This window comes from Yoonia sp. D2-7 (genome assembly GCF_055809435.1).
The window spans coordinates 3452702-3467389 of the sequence record NZ_CM147912.1; the positions used below are offsets into that span (position 1 = coordinate 3452702).

A 14688-nucleotide genomic window follows, 5' to 3' on the forward strand; every position below is an offset into this window, starting at 1 on the left:
TCTACAAGCGCTATGCTGAAGGAATACGCATGCCTCTCGTCACACTGAAAGACGTCCTGCAACCCGCCCTGAAAGACGGTTACGCCGTTGGGGGTCTTGTGACCCTTGGCTGGGAAGATATGCGCGCCTATGTCGCCGCAGCCGAAGCGGTGGGGTGTCCTGTGATCCTGCAAGCCGGTCCCGGTTGTCGCGAACATACGCCGCTGCCGATTTTGGGGAAGATGTTCCGCCATTTGGCAGAGCATGCGTCGGTGCCTGTCGTCGCTCATCTCGACCATGGCTACACCTATGATGATTGCTCTGAGGCGCTGGACAGTGGTTTCACATCTTTGATGTTTGATGGGTCGCGCAAGGCGTTGCGCGACAATATCGCCGAGACGAAAAAGATCGCGGATATGGCCCATGCCGCAGGTATTTCCTGCGAAGGCGAGATTGGTTTTGTGGGCTACGACAACGGCGAGGCATCTGCTGGCACTGATCCGGAAGAGGCTGCGATTTTTGCAGCCGAGACCGGCGTCGATGCGATGGCGGTGTCCGTTGGCAACGTCCATTTGCAGCAAGATAAATCCGGCGGATTGGACATGGACCGGATCAAAGCGATTGAGGCTGTGACAACCGTGCCGCTGGTTATTCACGGCGGGTCCGGTGTTCCGATGGATCAACGCACGTTGCTGGCCAAGACGTCAAACGTGTGCAAATTTAACATTGGCACCGAGTTACGCATGGCATTTGGTTCCGCCTTGCGCGATGCCGTAAATGCAGACCCTGATCGTTTTGATCGCAACACGATCCTCAAAGACACACATGCCCCCGTCCAAGCCGCCGCAGAAACTGTTCTGCGCGCTTTTGCGGCCCCCAAGATGAAAGGCTAAAACGATGATCAAACTCGCTTTGTTAGGCGCTGGCCGCATTGGCCAAGTGCATGCCCGTACGATCCGTGGCATGGACAATGCAACGGTCACGGCCGTTTCAGATTTCTTTCCCGAAACGGCCAAAGCGCTTGCTGATACGCTTGGCGCCGAGGTGCGGGATAACGACACGATTATGCGGTCCGAAGACGTGGATGCTGTCGTGATTGGCACCCCAACCGACACGCATTTTGACCTGATCGCCGCTGCCGCGAAGGCGGGCAAAGATATCTTCTGCGAAAAGCCCGTCGATATGTCTGCGGATCGCATTCGCGACCTGATCAAGATCGTCGATGAAACCGGCGTTCAGTTTATGACCGCTTTCAATCGCCGCTTTGATCCGAGCTTTGCCAATGTGCAGGCGCGGATCGCTGCTGGTGAAGTGGGGGACGTCGAGATGGTGACGATCCTCTCCCGCGACCCGTCTCCGCCCCCACTGTCTTATGTAAAATCATCCGGTGGTATCTTCCGCGACATGATGATCCACGATCTGGATATGGCGCGTTTCCTGTTGGGCGAAGACCCGATCGAGGTCGTTGCCTACGGGTCTGCCTTGGTTGATCCCGAGATCGGGAAAGCCGGTGATGTGGATACTGCAGGTGTGATGCTGAAAACGGCGTCCGGCAAAATTTGTCAGATCAGCAATTCGCGTCGTGCCACCTATGGTTATGACCAGCGGATCGAAGTGCATGGTGCGAAGGGGATGCTGCGCGCCGAGAACCATCTTGAGAATACGGTCGAGGTCGCGACAGAGGCTGGTTATCGCCGTGCGCCCACGCTGAATTTCTTCCTTGAGCGGTACGAGAGCGCCTACCGTCGCGAGATGGAGCATTTCGTGGCGTGCCTGAACGAAGGGTCCACCGTCACCCCGACGATCCACGATGGGTTACAGGCACAGCTGCTTGCCGATGCCGCGACGCAAAGCTGCGAGACGGGTCAGCCTGTCGCGATTTAACGCTGTCGTAGCGTCGCGTTTGACAGGTCTGGTGGTCGCGCCAATACTTCCCCCACGCGGGAGGCAAAGATGGCGCGACTAAAGATCATGTTTTCGCATTTAAGCGTCGTTCTGATGGCGCTTGCCGCCGCCATTGGGATTGTCGTGCTCGCCGGTGCCCCTTGGTGGGTTTGGTTGCTTGTCCCGCTTGGGATCGGGGCCCAGATGCTGAACGAATACAACTTGCATCGCTACGTGTTTCACTTGCCGCCGCCGAAGCAACAATGGACCTTTGATCTGCTGTATCAGGCGCATTACGGGCATCATGATTTCCCGACGAACCACGGATTGTTCTTTGTGCCGGTCTGGGTCGCCCTACCCGTTTTGGCGTTCAACTTTGGTCTGGTTTGGGGTGTTGCCGCGATAATCGGACTTCCGTTTGCTTTTGAAATCGCGTTTGCGATTGTTGTCGTGGGTGGGGTTTTGACGTTCTTGGGATACGAATGGTTCCACATGACATCCCACCTGAATATCCCCAAAACGCGGGTCGAACGGTATGTCACAACGCTGCACAACCAGCACCATTTCCGCGATTTTTCGAAATGGTTTCACGTGTCCCCTGGGGGTGAGGTGATTGATCGGGCGATGGGCACGGCCATTGATCGCGACACGCTGCGGTCCCAACAGCGCATTGAATTTATTCGTACTTTGGGATTGCGGCCTGATGATCCGCGCCTTGTTTCGGCCCGCCAGCGCTTCGCCCCGAAATACGGTTTGACCAGTGCCGAGGTCGCGCGCGCAGCTGCAATGTAGCAGGATTCCTCAAATTCGTCTCAAATCCAACACATTCGCGTCGTCAGATGTGCCAACAGTTTTTTTAATGTGAAGGACGCGCCATTTCACGCGCGATGACCGGTGACCGTATGACCGCGATACCAAAGTTGATCGATGATGTCTCTTCTGACGACGTAGGTCTTCCTGACGGCACATTGCTGATGGACGGCGAATTTACCATCACAGGCCAGATTAGCCGTGGTGGTTTCGGGATTACGTATCTCGCCCGCGACAACAGCTTGAACCGGACCGTTGTGATCAAAGAATGCTTCCCAGAGGCATTCTGTAACCGCCGCGACAATTGTAGCGTCATCGTTCGGTCGTCCACACATCAAGACCAGTACAAATCCATCGTGCACATGTTCATGCGCGAAGCCCGCAGTATCGCGAAGATGCGCCACCCCAATATCGTTGGCGTGCACCGCGTTTTCGAAGACAATCACACCGCCTATATGGCGCTCGATCTGATCGAAGGGCGTGATCTGAAAGAGATCATTGAAGATGACAATCGCGACCTGACACCTACCCAAATCCGCGACATGTTGTTCAAGGTCCTAGACGCCATTGAACTGGTGCATGCACACGATTTGCTGCACCGTGACATTTCGCCTGACAATATCCTGCTGGATAAGTGGGGCAATCCGTTCCTGATCGACTTTGGTGCTGCTCGTGAAGAGGCAAGCAAGAAGACCCGCACCGTTTCGACGCTGATGGTTGTGAAAGACGGATATTCTCCGCAGGAATTCTATTTCGCTGGCAGCAATCAGAACGAAAGCAGCGACCTTTATGCGTTGGCCGCCACTTTCTATCACCTGATTTCGGGTGAGGCCCCCGTGAACAGTCAGACCCGCGTTGCCGAAATTGCGGTAAAGAACCCTGATCCTTGCCGTCCGCTGGTCGGATCGTTCCCTGAATATGACGAATTGTTCTTGGCCGCGATCGACAAAGCGATGCAGATCGCACCCAAAGACCGTCTTCAGTCCGCCCGTTCGTGGTTTGAAATGGTTGACCCGCACAACACGCATGTCGACGATTATGTCCGCCCTGTTGTGAACGAAAGTCTTGGGATGACGCTGACCAGTTTGGTGTCCGAGACGAACAAGGAATTGCTGACAATTCCACCAACCCCACTGAAGAAAACCCCGTTGGAATTGCTGCAGGAAAACACGTCAACCGACGTTGCTGACTGGGTCAAAGAATTCAACGAAGAAACCCGCAACGGCGTTGATGATGGTGCAATTGAACTGGACGAAAGGCCGAAATTTGCTGGCCGCTTTGGTCGTCAAAAGACGATCCCGCCGTTCAAACCGATGTCACTGGATCCAACGATTGTTCCACAACCGATGCCGGAATATCATGAGGAAGACCCTGAGCAGACAAAGCGGTCTCGCGGTCTGAACCTGAAGCTGGTCGCTGCTGTCATGGTTGTATTGGCCGCATGTTTTGCCGCGCTGAGCAATGCAGAAGCCGTCGTTCAACTGGCCGGTCTTTAATCGCCCAAAGCTTTAATCGTCCAGAACCAAGTGCGTTAGCTTCGCTGCTGTTTCGTGCATCAACGGAACATGTGCTTTGACGTCGTCGAGGCTCATGCGTTGCGTGGGTGCGTGGATCGACAGTGTTGACACTAAACGCCCGCGCCCATCTAAGATCGGGACGGCACACGCAACCATGTCTTCCATGAATTCGGCGTTGTCGGTCGAATAACCCTGCTCTTTGATCTGCGACAGCCGTTCTGCCAGCTTGACTGGATCGGTGATCGTCTGAGGCGTCATTTCTTCCAGATGCGCCGCCCCAAGGTATTGTTCCAGATGGCTGGGTTGTAGCGACGACAGGTACATCTTACCCGATGCCGTGCAATGAAGCGGGACAGACGTCCCGACAGGCAACTGAATACGCAGTGGCCATTTGGTTTCGACGCGATCCAGATAAATCATCGCATCGCGGTCAGGAGTGGCGACGTTACAGGTTTCGCCGACCTCTGACGCAAGTGCGTTCAGCACGGCGAGCCGCGCGGTCCTGATCCGTAGGCTTGATAGAATATCGACCGACATCTGCCGCAGCCTGCGCCCCGGACTATAGGATCGTCCGTCGATGTCACGTTGCAGGAAACCAGCCTCTTCAAGCGTGGCAAATAGGCGGTGGATCGTCGGCTTGGGCAGGCCAAGCCGACTGTTCACTTCGGTCGGTGTGACAGGCACACCGGTCGCTGCGACCTCTTCGAGCAACAAGAGCAACCGCATGTTGGTTGGGATGTTCTGTTTCTCGTTTAGATCGTCGCGTGCCATTTTCTTATTTCCACTTACTCAGGGAGCAACATCAACGCCAACTCCGGTGTCAGTGCTACAAGGAACCAGACTGAGATCAGCGCGACGAGGTATGGGACCGTGTAACGTAACAATCTGAAGTATGGAACGCCTGTCACTCCTGACGCGACGTACAAATTCAACCCGTACGGCGGTGTAATGAACCCGATGGACGCACCCACAAGGAAGATCACCGAGAAGTGGATTGGATCGACGCCCACAGAGGCCGCGATCGGCGCCAAGATTGGTGCAAGAATGATCGTCACTGGTAGGGATTCAAGGATCATCCCAGTCACGAAAACGATGGCCATGGATGTGAACAGAACTGCATAATAACCGCCCATCCCCGTCACAAAGTCACCGATGTATTCTTTCGCCCCAAGTGAGGACATCACCTGCTGCATCGCCACAGACACCGCGATCAGTGGCACAAGGATACCTGTGATCTGCGCTGAGCGCGACACGATGGATGGCAGTTGCAGCAATGTGAACCCTTCGACCACGAACATGGACAGAACGCTTTTTTCTTCGGCTGGCAAATCCGCGCTGCTGCCCATGATTTTGTTCAATGGGAAGCACAGAAGGCCCACAAGCATACAGAACCCAACGGTCACACCTGCGGCTTCAGTCGGAGAGAACTTGCCAGTGTAGATGCCCCAAAGCACCAGACCGATGGCAAAGAAGCCAAGCCAAGCCCCGATGGCCGTTTTGAAAATGCGGCTTACGGACAAACGGATCAGGTAGCCCCAACCGTTCAGCGTGCAGATGATGAAACACGCGGTCATCATGGCCAAGACCATCAACGCACCCGGAATGATCCCGGCGACGAACAGGTCAGAGATCGGGAGGTTCAGCAAGAAGCCGTAAACGATGAAGATGATTGATGGCGGAATGATAATCCCGACCGTACCACCCGCAGCAGCTGTCGCCGCCGAGAACCGTTCGTCGTAGCCGCCTTTGACCATTTCAGGGTGCAACATGGACCCGATGGTTGCCGTCGTCGCTGAGTTCGACCCAGAGATCGCCGCGAACAGACCACATGCCGCCAGTGACGCCATCGCCAGACCACCGCGCAACCAGCCAAGACAGGAATACGCGAAATCCGATAATCGTCGGGCGATCCCTGATTGGTTAATCAAGTCCCCCGTCAAGATGAACAGCGGCATCGCGAGTAGCGCGAAGCCTTTGTTGAACACGTTCAGCAGTTCGTTGCCTGTGTTGTCGATGGGCAAGTCGATGACAAAGCTACAGCCGATCACCCAATAGAAAATAACCAGAAGCACGGGCGCGCCGAGCATGAAAAGGATCGTCACACCAACAGATATGAGCGTAATCAAAGTACCATCAGTCATCAGACGTCCCCCCCAATAACAGCTTGTTTCAAGATCGGATCACCGGATTTGTAGTTCTTCCAATCCTCGATCCAGTTTCCAAAGACGCGGCCGGACATCAGTCCAAAGGCCACAGGGACGGTGATGTAGAACCACCACTTCATTGTGTTGTCGACGCCATCAACCAACTGGAAATTGTCGGCGGAATACGCGGTGAATTTCAGTGACGTTGTGATCGCGATCCAGCAGAAGCCGAACCAAAGCACAGTGTCCATTGTCAGCGCGGCCATCTGGCCGTTGCGCGACATCTTGTTGCGAAATTCGTTGAAGGACAGGTGGGTCCGCAGGCGGACGTTATACGAACACCCGAACCACGCCATGATCATGAACAGGAACGGCGGCACTGTCGTTGACCCAGACCATTGGCTGGAAAATACGAACCGGTCGATGACGCCCCAGCAGATGATCGCTGCGATCATGATATAAGTCGCAACTGCGATACCGCGTTCAAGGTGGCGATCCATAAACGGCAGGAACCGGAAGAAATAATGCCCCAGAAATCCTGCGGCAATCGTCAAAAAGAAACAGAAGAGCCACATTCCATCTGTATAAAAAGCGTCCCGCATCTCCCAGGCAGAGCCTGAAAAGATGGCTGGCACGACTGCCAAAGCTTCGGTGATAAGTGACATCCGAAGGTCTCCCCCAACTTGATAAACCGCGCCTGCGCGGAATGCGTTCTATGTGAAAGGGCCGGCCGAACAGTTCCTCCCTCGGCCGGCCCTCGCAATGAGTAAAGCGCTAAATTAGCCCTTCCACCAGCGGCGTGGTTCAACATTTTCAGGAAGCGTGTCCGCATCGATTGTGCGCACTTCGTCATAGATTTCCTGATATGTATCCAGACCACCGGACCAGCCGTTAAGCCGCTCGCGCCATTCTTCCCACAGCTGTGGTTGGAATTCTGGTGAACACATTTCTTCGGCTTTGCGAATTTCTTCGGCTGACAAGAACGCGTTGCGAACGTTGTTTTGCGCGAAGATTGTGTTTGGAAGCTGTGGATCGGACTGACCAACAGTTTTCACAAGTGCGGCTTCGTTCGCGGCCTGCACGTGTGTCTGTGCCCAGTAAGACGATTCCATGATCGCATCCTGCAATTCGCCTGTCATGCCATCAAAGATGGATGCTGACATTGCTGTGTGCTCTGTCCCGCAGAAGAAGTTCAGGTGAACGGACTGGGATACAACAGGTGACATGTTCGCATATGCAACCGCAGACGCCCATGTTTCAGCACCATCGATCAGGCCCTGCTTCAGACCATCAAGTGTTTCTTCCCAAGCCACTGGAACTGGGTTCAGGTTCAACGCTTCCATGGCGATACGGCCAAGCTGTGTCCCTGTAACGCGGTTCTTTGTGCCTGCAAGCTGGTCGATGCTTGTGACTGTGTCCTTGTCTTCCCATGCCAGACCCAGCTGGATGCCGCGCAATTCAGCGTGTGAGAACAAGAACTTCAGGCCGTGGCGCTTTTCATATGGATCACGCAGCAATGCCTGAGATTTCGGAGAGTACAAGAAATGGTACTGATCCGCACGGTTACGGAACATATACGCGTAGTCCAGAACGTTAAGGTATGGCGCACCACCCGCAGAGTTCTGTGTGGATGCAGCGTAGATGTCTACGATACCCTGCTGTGTTTTCTCAACGCAGGATGTCTGACCGCAGATTTGGTTGTCGCCGATAAATTCAACACGGATCTCACCGTCAGTACGGGCCTCCAGATCACGTGCAAATTCAAGTGCGCCAGCGCGTTCGATCAGCAAGTTGCGTGCGTTAAAGCCCGCAGCGCCAAATTTTAGCGTATGCTTTGCTTCTTTCGCGAAGCGGCGTTCGTATGTCGATTCAGCAGCGGACGCCAGATTGCCCAGTGACATTGCGCCACCAAACGTACCAGCCGCCATGAGCGTGCTGCTCATCCCGTACTGGCCCGCGAGCTTAAACAGATCACGGCGCGAGATCTGACTTAGCTTGTTTCCAACACTCATTGTAGTTCCTCCCTTTGGCGTCTCGTATTATTGAGACTTTTAGTTTCAAAAAAAGACTAGTATGGGATGAGCGTTCTGCATAGACTTTTTTTCAACAATCGCAGGAAGGGGTCGAAATGCACGCAGATTACATCGTCGTCGGAGCCGGGTCAGCTGGCTGCGTGCTTGCCAATAGGTTGAGCGCCGATCCAACGAACAAGGTCATCCTGCTTGAAGCAGGTGGGCGTGATATCAACCCGTGGATTCATATCCCCGTTGGCTATTTCAAAACGATCCATAACCCCAAAGTCGACTGGTGTTATAAGACGGAACCTGATCCCGGCCTGAATGGCCGGTCGATTGAATGGCCGCGCGGCAAGGTTTTGGGTGGATCGTCGTCCCTGAACGGTTTGCTGTATGTGCGCGGTCAAGCGCAGGACTATGACCGCTGGGCCCAGATGGGGAATATCGGCTGGTCGTGGGACGATGTTTTGCCGCTGTTCAAACGCGCGGAAAACAACGAACGCGGTGCCGATGATTTCCATGGCGACCAAGGGCCGCTGTCCGTTTCCAACATGCGTATTCAGCGCCCGATCACAGATGCATGGGTCGCCGCCGCCGAAGCAGCCGGTTATCCGTTTAATCCCGACTACAACGGCGAAACCCAAGAAGGCGTTGGCTTTTTTCAATTGACCGCCCGAAATGGCCGTCGGTGTTCTGCAGCTGTCGCTTATCTGAATCCTATTAAAGGACGTCCGAACCTCGAGATTCGGACACATGCCCAAGTCGACCGCGTGATCATCGAAGGCAGGCGTGCTGTGGGTGTTGAATACACCGACCGTGCTGGCAAAAAGCAGATCGTCAAAGCGGGCAAAGAAATCGTGTTGTCGGGGGGGGCGATCAACTCTCCACAGATACTGATGCTGTCAGGCGTTGGCGACGCGGAGCAGTTGATCGAGAACGGGATTGAGGTGAAGCAGGAGCTGCGGGCCGTTGGCAAAAACATGCAAGATCACCTGCAAGCACGGCTGGTTTATAAGACCCACGAACCGACACTGAATGACGAGGTGTCATCGCTGTTCGGGCAGGCCAAAATCGGGTTGAAATATATCACCACCCGCACCGGTCCGATGGCCATGGCCGCATCCCTTGCCACCGGTTTTATGAAGACACGGCCAGAGGTCGAAACGCCTGACGTGCAATTCCATGTCCAACCTTTGTCGGCTGAAAATCCGGGTAAAGGGGCTGACAAATTTTCGGCGTTCACGATGTCAGTTTGCCAATTGCGTCCCGAATCAAAGGGAGAGATTCGCCTGAAATCATCCGATCCGCGCGCCTATCCGGCGATCATTCCGAACTACCTGTCGACGAAAACCGACTGCGATACGGTTGTTGCAGGTGTAAATATCGCCCGCACAATTGCACGCAATGCGCCCCTGACTGAAAAAATATCGGAAGAATACCGCCCGAACAAAGACATGCCGATGGATGACTACGATCAAACATTGGATTGGGCACGCAACAACACGGCGTCGATCTACCACCCGACGGGGACCTGCCGGATGGGTGAAGGCGAAAACGCGGTCGTCGATGCGCGATTGCGGGTACACGGGATCAGCGGGCTGCGGGTCGCGGATTGTTCGATCATGCCAGAGATCGTGTCAGGCAATACCAACGCGCCCGCGATCATGATCGGGGAAAAGGCGAGCGATCTGATTTTGGAGGATGGGTGATTTCGGGGGCTCAAAGGCCGGAACGATAAGAACAGGATCCTTACGTCTGCTTTGAGCCCAACTCGCCCGATGCTGCAGCGTTTGTGAAAGTCAGCTTTCGGGTGCTGACAAAACTGCGCGAACGTACTTATCTACGTCACTCTCTAGTCTATCATCAGAGAAACCAGCTCGCGCTCGAAACACCATGCCTTGACGCAAATCAAACATCAGTTTGGCACGCTCAGCGCTTGGGAAATCCTTTGGAAGTGATCCCTTCTCTATTTCTTGATCGAAGCGCGTTTTGATGCGTTCGTCTGTGGCGGTGATCGCGTCACGCAGCATTTCTGCGGTACCGTCAACATGTCCAGCGCTTGTCGCAACGCACGAGACAAGAAAGCACCCTTTCGCGCCGCTAGCATGGTGCGTAGAGTAGTCGACTACTGCGTTGAAAAATGCTCGGACCGCTTCACGAATGTCGGGCACTGTTTCCAGAGCAACCAACGGCGTACAGGCATCATTCGTCGCATAGCTGTTAATGGCTTCAAGGTAGAGGCCATGCTTATCGCCAAACTCTGCATAAAGACTGGGGCTATTGATCCCCATCTCGTCTGTCAGCAGCTTCATTGATGCCCCTTCATATCCCTGCTTCCAGAACACGCCGATTGCCTTGGTAAGGGCCTCGTCGCGGTCGAATGCTTTAGGTCGCCCCACTCTTTTTGTGACGTTCACTACAAAATTCCTTGACGTTTCGCTTTGAGTTTATTTTATAACGATCATAACAAAACACAAGGACTACAAAATGTCATCACATAAAACACCTGCTGGATCACAGTTTCCAGCAATCGAAGTCGCCAAGTTGGGTGGGGGCGAATTGACGATTGGCGTTCCTCAAGAGGGATATGATTGGCAGATGGTAGTTGTCTATCGCGGCAAGCATTGCCCAGTGTGCACCAGCTACCTAAAGGAACTGGAGACACTGCTGCCCGAGTTTCACGCTCTTGGCGTAGATGTTGTGGCGGTTTCCGCTGATCCTGAAGCCAAAGCGACTGATCAGATTGCTCTGGTGCGGCCAAGCTACCCTGTTGGCTTCGGGTTGAGCCTGGATCAAATGCACGCCCTTGGCCTTTACGTTTCTGACCCTCGGTCTGCGAATGAAACAGATCGCCCCTTCGCAGAACCCGGTATATTCGTTGTAAATGCTGATGGTCAGGTGCAGGTCACAGATATTTCGAATGCACCATTTGCCCGTCCCGATTTGAAAACCCTACTTGGGGGTCTTCGGTTCATTCGCAACCCTGAGAACAACTACCCAATCCGAGGGACACGCGCCGCATAAGGCAAGTTCTCTTCTAACTCCCTAAAATCTCTATACGAACTTGAAAGGACAAGCACATGCGCTTGACATCCGCCCTCACTACTATTGCTATCTTTGCCTCTCTGGCACTGCCCGCCTTTGCTGAAATTCAGGCCCAAGCCGACGCGCGCGAAAGCCTGATCGCATTCAACGACCGGTTCAATGAACTGGCCACATCACATGACGCCGACGGGTTGGTCGCTCTCTACGATGAAAATACGTTTTGGATCGCACCTGCGACACCTCCAGCACAGGGTCGTGATGGCGTTCCATTGCAAACCATCGTCTTCATGAGCGAGAACCAAGGCGACTTGTCGCATACGGTCGAAGACCTATTCATCTCAGACGACGGCACACAAGCCGTCATGAAAGGCGTGACACGAGCTTCAGTCGAAGCCCACGATTTTCAGCTCGAAGGGTCGTACATCTACGTCCTTGAACGTGAAAACGAAGATGCACCTTGGCGGATCGTACTGGATATGTTCAGCAACTACGCCACCGAATGACCCAGCAAATCCTGCCTCCTGAAAAGCAAACATCCGAAAGGAAGCCACCAATGGCTATGACCGAAAATCACGCGAATGCAGCCTCCGTCCAAGAAACGTTGGATGGATTGATCCATGGCGTCTCCGGGCACTCGTTCGAGGTACTCGACAACCTCTATCACCGTGACATGCAGACCTATCTTCTGTTGAACGACGGCACGTTGATGCGCAGCGACAAGAGCGGGTTCATGGCGTTCATCAAAGAGAATATGGGTGCTTTGAAAGACGATAATCCATGGGTGAAATATCACCTCGTCGAAGCTGACGACACGCACGGCCACATCGTCGTCAGCCGAAAGAACAAGGCGACAGGGCGCTATCAGCTTATCTCACTTAGTATCGACTTCGTGTTTGAAGATGGCCGGTGGCAGATCACGCGCGAAATCATAATGACACGTGATGACGCCGCAGATGCGTAAGCTCTGAGTGTATTATCCCAGTATAAGTTGAGGAAGCGGCCATTCGAGCACGCGACGATATGGCCTCTTCGTCCCGCAATCCAGCCACTTACACTCAAACTGGCATCGCTGTTGTGTTCCGCACTGTTCGCAGCGCGAATGAAGATTGCATCTGTGCCACCCCCGGGAGCGTTGCGAGGTAGCGGCGGTGGATGCGCGCGAAATCTTCGGTGTCGCCAGCCACGACCTTGAGCAGATAATCCGCCGTCCCCGCCATCAGGTGACATTCCAAAACATCGGGGATGCGTGCGATGGCTTTCTCAAAAGCATCGAGCACTTCGTCGGCCTGTCCTGACAGGGTGATTTCGACAAACACGGTCGTGGGTCGCCCGACCTTGCGCGGGTTCAGCAGCGCCACGTAGTCCCGGATGAAGCCGTCTTTTTCCAAACGCTGTACCCGCCGATGACAGGCAGAGGCCGACAGGTTCACCATTTCCGAAAGGTCCGCATTCGACATCCGGCCCGATTTTTGCAACACCTCCAGGATGCGGCGGTCGATGTGGTCTATTTCCATTTTGCGCACGATCCTTCGAATATTTGCAGCAGACTTGCACAAACTTACGAATGGTTTCGCTAACAAGCAACGGTATTCCATAAGCATTTGCAACCAGAGCGGCAGACTATCGGGCGATAGGGAGAAGGAGAATCACCATGCACATCGGTTGCCCCAAAGAGATTAAACCACAGGAATTCCGCGTTGGCCTGACACCAAACGCCGCCCGCGAAGCCGTAGCTCACGGCCATACCGTCACGATGGAAGCTGGCGCAGGCGTCGGCGCGGGCTTTGCCGACGCCGATTACACGGACGCAGGTGCCCAGATGGTTGGCACCGCCGCCGAAGTATTTGCTGCCGCCGACATGATCGTAAAGGTCAAAGAACCCCAAGCGATTGAGCGTAAAATGCTGCGCGAAGGGCAAATCCTGTTCACGTATCTACACCTCGCCCCTGATCCCGAACAGACGCATGACCTGATCGCATCTGGTGCGACGTGCATTGCTTATGAAACGGTGACCGATGATCGCGGCGGCCTGCCTTTGCTAGCCCCAATGTCCGAAGTTGCTGGCCGTCTTGCGCCCCAAGTTGGTGCGTGGACACTGCAAAAGGCAAACGGTGGACGCGGTGTTTTGATGGGTGGTGTGCCGGGCGTTGGTCCTGCGAAGGTAGTCGTGATCGGTGGCGGTGTTGTTGGGACACATGCCGCGAAAATTGCGGCTGGCATGGGGTCGGACGTGACCGTGCTGGATCGGTCCCTGCCCCGTTTGCGGTATCTCGACGATGTGTTTGGCGGCCAGTTCAAGACATCGTATGCCAGTGCTGGCAACACGATTGAATTGGTCCGCGAGGCTGATCTGGTTGTGGGGGCTGTCCTGATCCCCGGTGCGGCTGCCCCCAAGCTGATTTCACGCGCGCAACTGTCCGAGATGAAACCGGGTGCGGCGCTTGTCGACGTGGCGATTGATCAGGGCGGGTGTTTTGAGACATCAAAAGCCACGACCCACCAAGACCCGATCTACGACGTCGACGGGATCATGCACTATTGTGTCGCCAACATGCCGGGGGCTGTGGCCCGCACGTCTACCATCGCGCTTGGGAACGCAACGATGCCGTTTATGCTGGCTTTGGCCGACAAAGGCTGGCGTCAGGCCTGCGAAGATGATTCGCATTTGTTGAACGGTCTGAACGTTCACGCAGGCAAGCTGACGTATTTCGCCGTCGGCAAGGCGCTGGGAATTGACGTGTTGTCGCCCCAACTGGCTTTGAAAGCCTAAAACGCAAAAGGCCCGCACAATGTGCGGGCCTTTCTCACTTCGCAAAGAATGCGAATTACTTCTTCAACTGTACCAGAATGTCGGCCAACAGTTCTTCTTGTGTTGGGCCTTTTGGCTCTTCTGGTGCTGCATCTTCTTCAGGACCTTTGGCTTTGTTCACTGCTTTCACCAGCATGAACACCACAAACGCGATGATCAGGAAGTTGATGATGGCCATAATGAAACGACCGTATGCGAAGACCGCAGCGCCTGCTTCTTCAGCGGCTGTGATGTTTGCAAACTCGCCGTCGCCCAGAATTGCGAACATGCCGCTAAAGTCCAGACCGCCCATGAAGAGGCTGATGATTGGATTGATAAGGTCGGCCACAAGGCTGCCCACGATTGCCGTGAACGCCGCACCGATGATGATACCAACAGCCATGTCCATGACATTGCCTTTGGCGATAAAATCTTTGAATTCGTTGATCATTGTAGTCCCCACATTTCAGTTCCAAACGCGTCTGATCTGATGCCAGCTGCGCGAA

At 54.5% G+C, this 14688-nt stretch carries 16 protein-coding genes; 9 read left to right on the forward strand and 7 right to left on the reverse strand.

The features are described from left to right. Positions 1-29 precede the first annotated feature (29 nt). From AC0L7R_RS17165 to AC0L7R_RS17180, 4 genes are all read left to right on the forward strand, one after another. On the forward strand, positions 30-872 hold the full coding sequence (locus tag AC0L7R_RS17165) for a class II fructose-bisphosphate aldolase (RefSeq protein WP_473658065.1): 843 nt from the start codon (positions 30-32) through the stop codon (positions 870-872). Positions 873-876: 4 nt separating this feature from the next. Continuing rightward, positions 877-1863 carry an inositol 2-dehydrogenase gene (gene iolG, locus AC0L7R_RS17170; RefSeq protein WP_473658067.1) on the forward strand — a complete coding sequence of 329 codons (987 nt, stop codon included), beginning with the start codon at positions 877-879 and terminating at the stop codon, positions 1861-1863. A 69-nt stretch (positions 1864-1932) separates the two neighbouring features. Further along, a complete protein-coding gene (locus AC0L7R_RS17175; protein WP_473658068.1) occupies positions 1933-2655 on the forward strand; it encodes a sterol desaturase family protein in 723 nt (240 codons plus the stop codon). Between the two features lie 110 nt (positions 2656-2765). Further along, positions 2766-4169: a protein kinase domain-containing protein gene (locus AC0L7R_RS17180; protein WP_473658069.1), complete on the forward strand. Its 1404-nt coding sequence runs from the start codon at positions 2766-2768 to the stop codon at positions 4167-4169. A 12-nt stretch (positions 4170-4181) separates the two neighbouring features. Here AC0L7R_RS17180 and AC0L7R_RS17185 read toward each other — a convergent pair whose 3' ends face one another. From AC0L7R_RS17185 to AC0L7R_RS17200, 4 genes are all read right to left on the reverse strand, one after another. Further along, positions 4182-4961, reverse strand: a complete 780-nt coding sequence (locus AC0L7R_RS17185; RefSeq protein ID WP_348394138.1) for an IclR family transcriptional regulator — start codon at positions 4959-4961, stop codon at positions 4182-4184. A 14-nt stretch (positions 4962-4975) separates the two neighbouring features. Further along, positions 4976-6331 carry a TRAP transporter large permease gene (locus AC0L7R_RS17190; protein ID WP_247128614.1) on the reverse strand — a complete coding sequence of 452 codons (1356 nt, stop codon included), beginning with the start codon at positions 6329-6331 and terminating at the stop codon, positions 4976-4978. Next, positions 6331-6999, reverse strand: coding sequence for a TRAP transporter small permease (locus tag AC0L7R_RS17195; protein ID WP_247128615.1), 669 nt, complete (start codon positions 6997-6999; stop codon positions 6331-6333). Before AC0L7R_RS17195 ends, AC0L7R_RS17190 begins: the two co-directional genes overlap by 1 nt. Positions 7000-7113: 114 nt before the next feature. Beyond that, positions 7114-8346 carry a TRAP transporter substrate-binding protein gene (locus tag AC0L7R_RS17200; RefSeq protein ID WP_247128616.1) on the reverse strand — a complete coding sequence of 411 codons (1233 nt, stop codon included), beginning with the start codon at positions 8344-8346 and terminating at the stop codon, positions 7114-7116. Between the two features lie 116 nt (positions 8347-8462). Between AC0L7R_RS17200 and AC0L7R_RS17205 the strand changes: the two genes are divergently transcribed. Continuing rightward, entirely contained in the window at positions 8463-10058 is a 1596-nt protein-coding gene (locus AC0L7R_RS17205; RefSeq protein ID WP_473658071.1) for a choline dehydrogenase, read from the forward strand. Between the two features lie 90 nt (positions 10059-10148). On the opposite strand, the gene AC0L7R_RS17210 is transcribed toward AC0L7R_RS17205, so the two are convergent. Further along, positions 10149-10766: a TetR family transcriptional regulator gene (locus tag AC0L7R_RS17210; RefSeq protein ID WP_473658073.1), complete on the reverse strand. Its 618-nt coding sequence runs from the start codon at positions 10764-10766 to the stop codon at positions 10149-10151. Positions 10767-10836: 70 nt separating this feature from the next. On the opposite strand from AC0L7R_RS17210, the gene AC0L7R_RS17215 reads away from it, so the two are divergent. The 3 genes from AC0L7R_RS17215 to AC0L7R_RS17225 are packed head-to-tail and all read left to right on the forward strand — an operon-like array spanning position 10837 to position 12355. Then, positions 10837-11373, forward strand: coding sequence for a redoxin domain-containing protein (locus AC0L7R_RS17215; RefSeq protein WP_473658075.1), 537 nt, complete (start codon positions 10837-10839; stop codon positions 11371-11373). 56 nt (positions 11374-11429) lie between these two features. Continuing rightward, a complete protein-coding gene (locus AC0L7R_RS17220) occupies positions 11430-11897 on the forward strand; it encodes a nuclear transport factor 2 family protein (RefSeq protein ID WP_473658076.1) in 468 nt (155 codons plus the stop codon). A 50-nt stretch (positions 11898-11947) separates the two neighbouring features. Then, positions 11948-12355 carry a hypothetical protein gene (locus tag AC0L7R_RS17225; RefSeq protein WP_473658077.1) on the forward strand — a complete coding sequence of 136 codons (408 nt, stop codon included), beginning with the start codon at positions 11948-11950 and terminating at the stop codon, positions 12353-12355. A 94-nt stretch (positions 12356-12449) separates the two neighbouring features. Here the strand turns inward: AC0L7R_RS17225 and AC0L7R_RS17230 are convergent, their stop codons facing one another. Then, positions 12450-12908 carry an Lrp/AsnC family transcriptional regulator gene (locus tag AC0L7R_RS17230; protein WP_247128622.1) on the reverse strand — a complete coding sequence of 153 codons (459 nt, stop codon included), beginning with the start codon at positions 12906-12908 and terminating at the stop codon, positions 12450-12452. 137 nt (positions 12909-13045) lie between these two features. Here AC0L7R_RS17230 and ald point away from each other — a divergent pair, with 137 nt between their 5' ends. After that, positions 13046-14164, forward strand: a complete 1119-nt coding sequence (ald, locus tag AC0L7R_RS17235) for an alanine dehydrogenase (RefSeq protein WP_473658079.1) — start codon at positions 13046-13048, stop codon at positions 14162-14164. A gap of 55 nt (positions 14165-14219) precedes the next feature. Here ald and mscL read toward each other — a convergent pair whose 3' ends face one another. Then, entirely contained in the window at positions 14220-14633 is a 414-nt protein-coding gene (gene mscL, locus AC0L7R_RS17240; RefSeq protein ID WP_473658080.1) for a large conductance mechanosensitive channel protein MscL, read from the reverse strand. Positions 14634-14688: the final 55 nt, after the last annotated feature.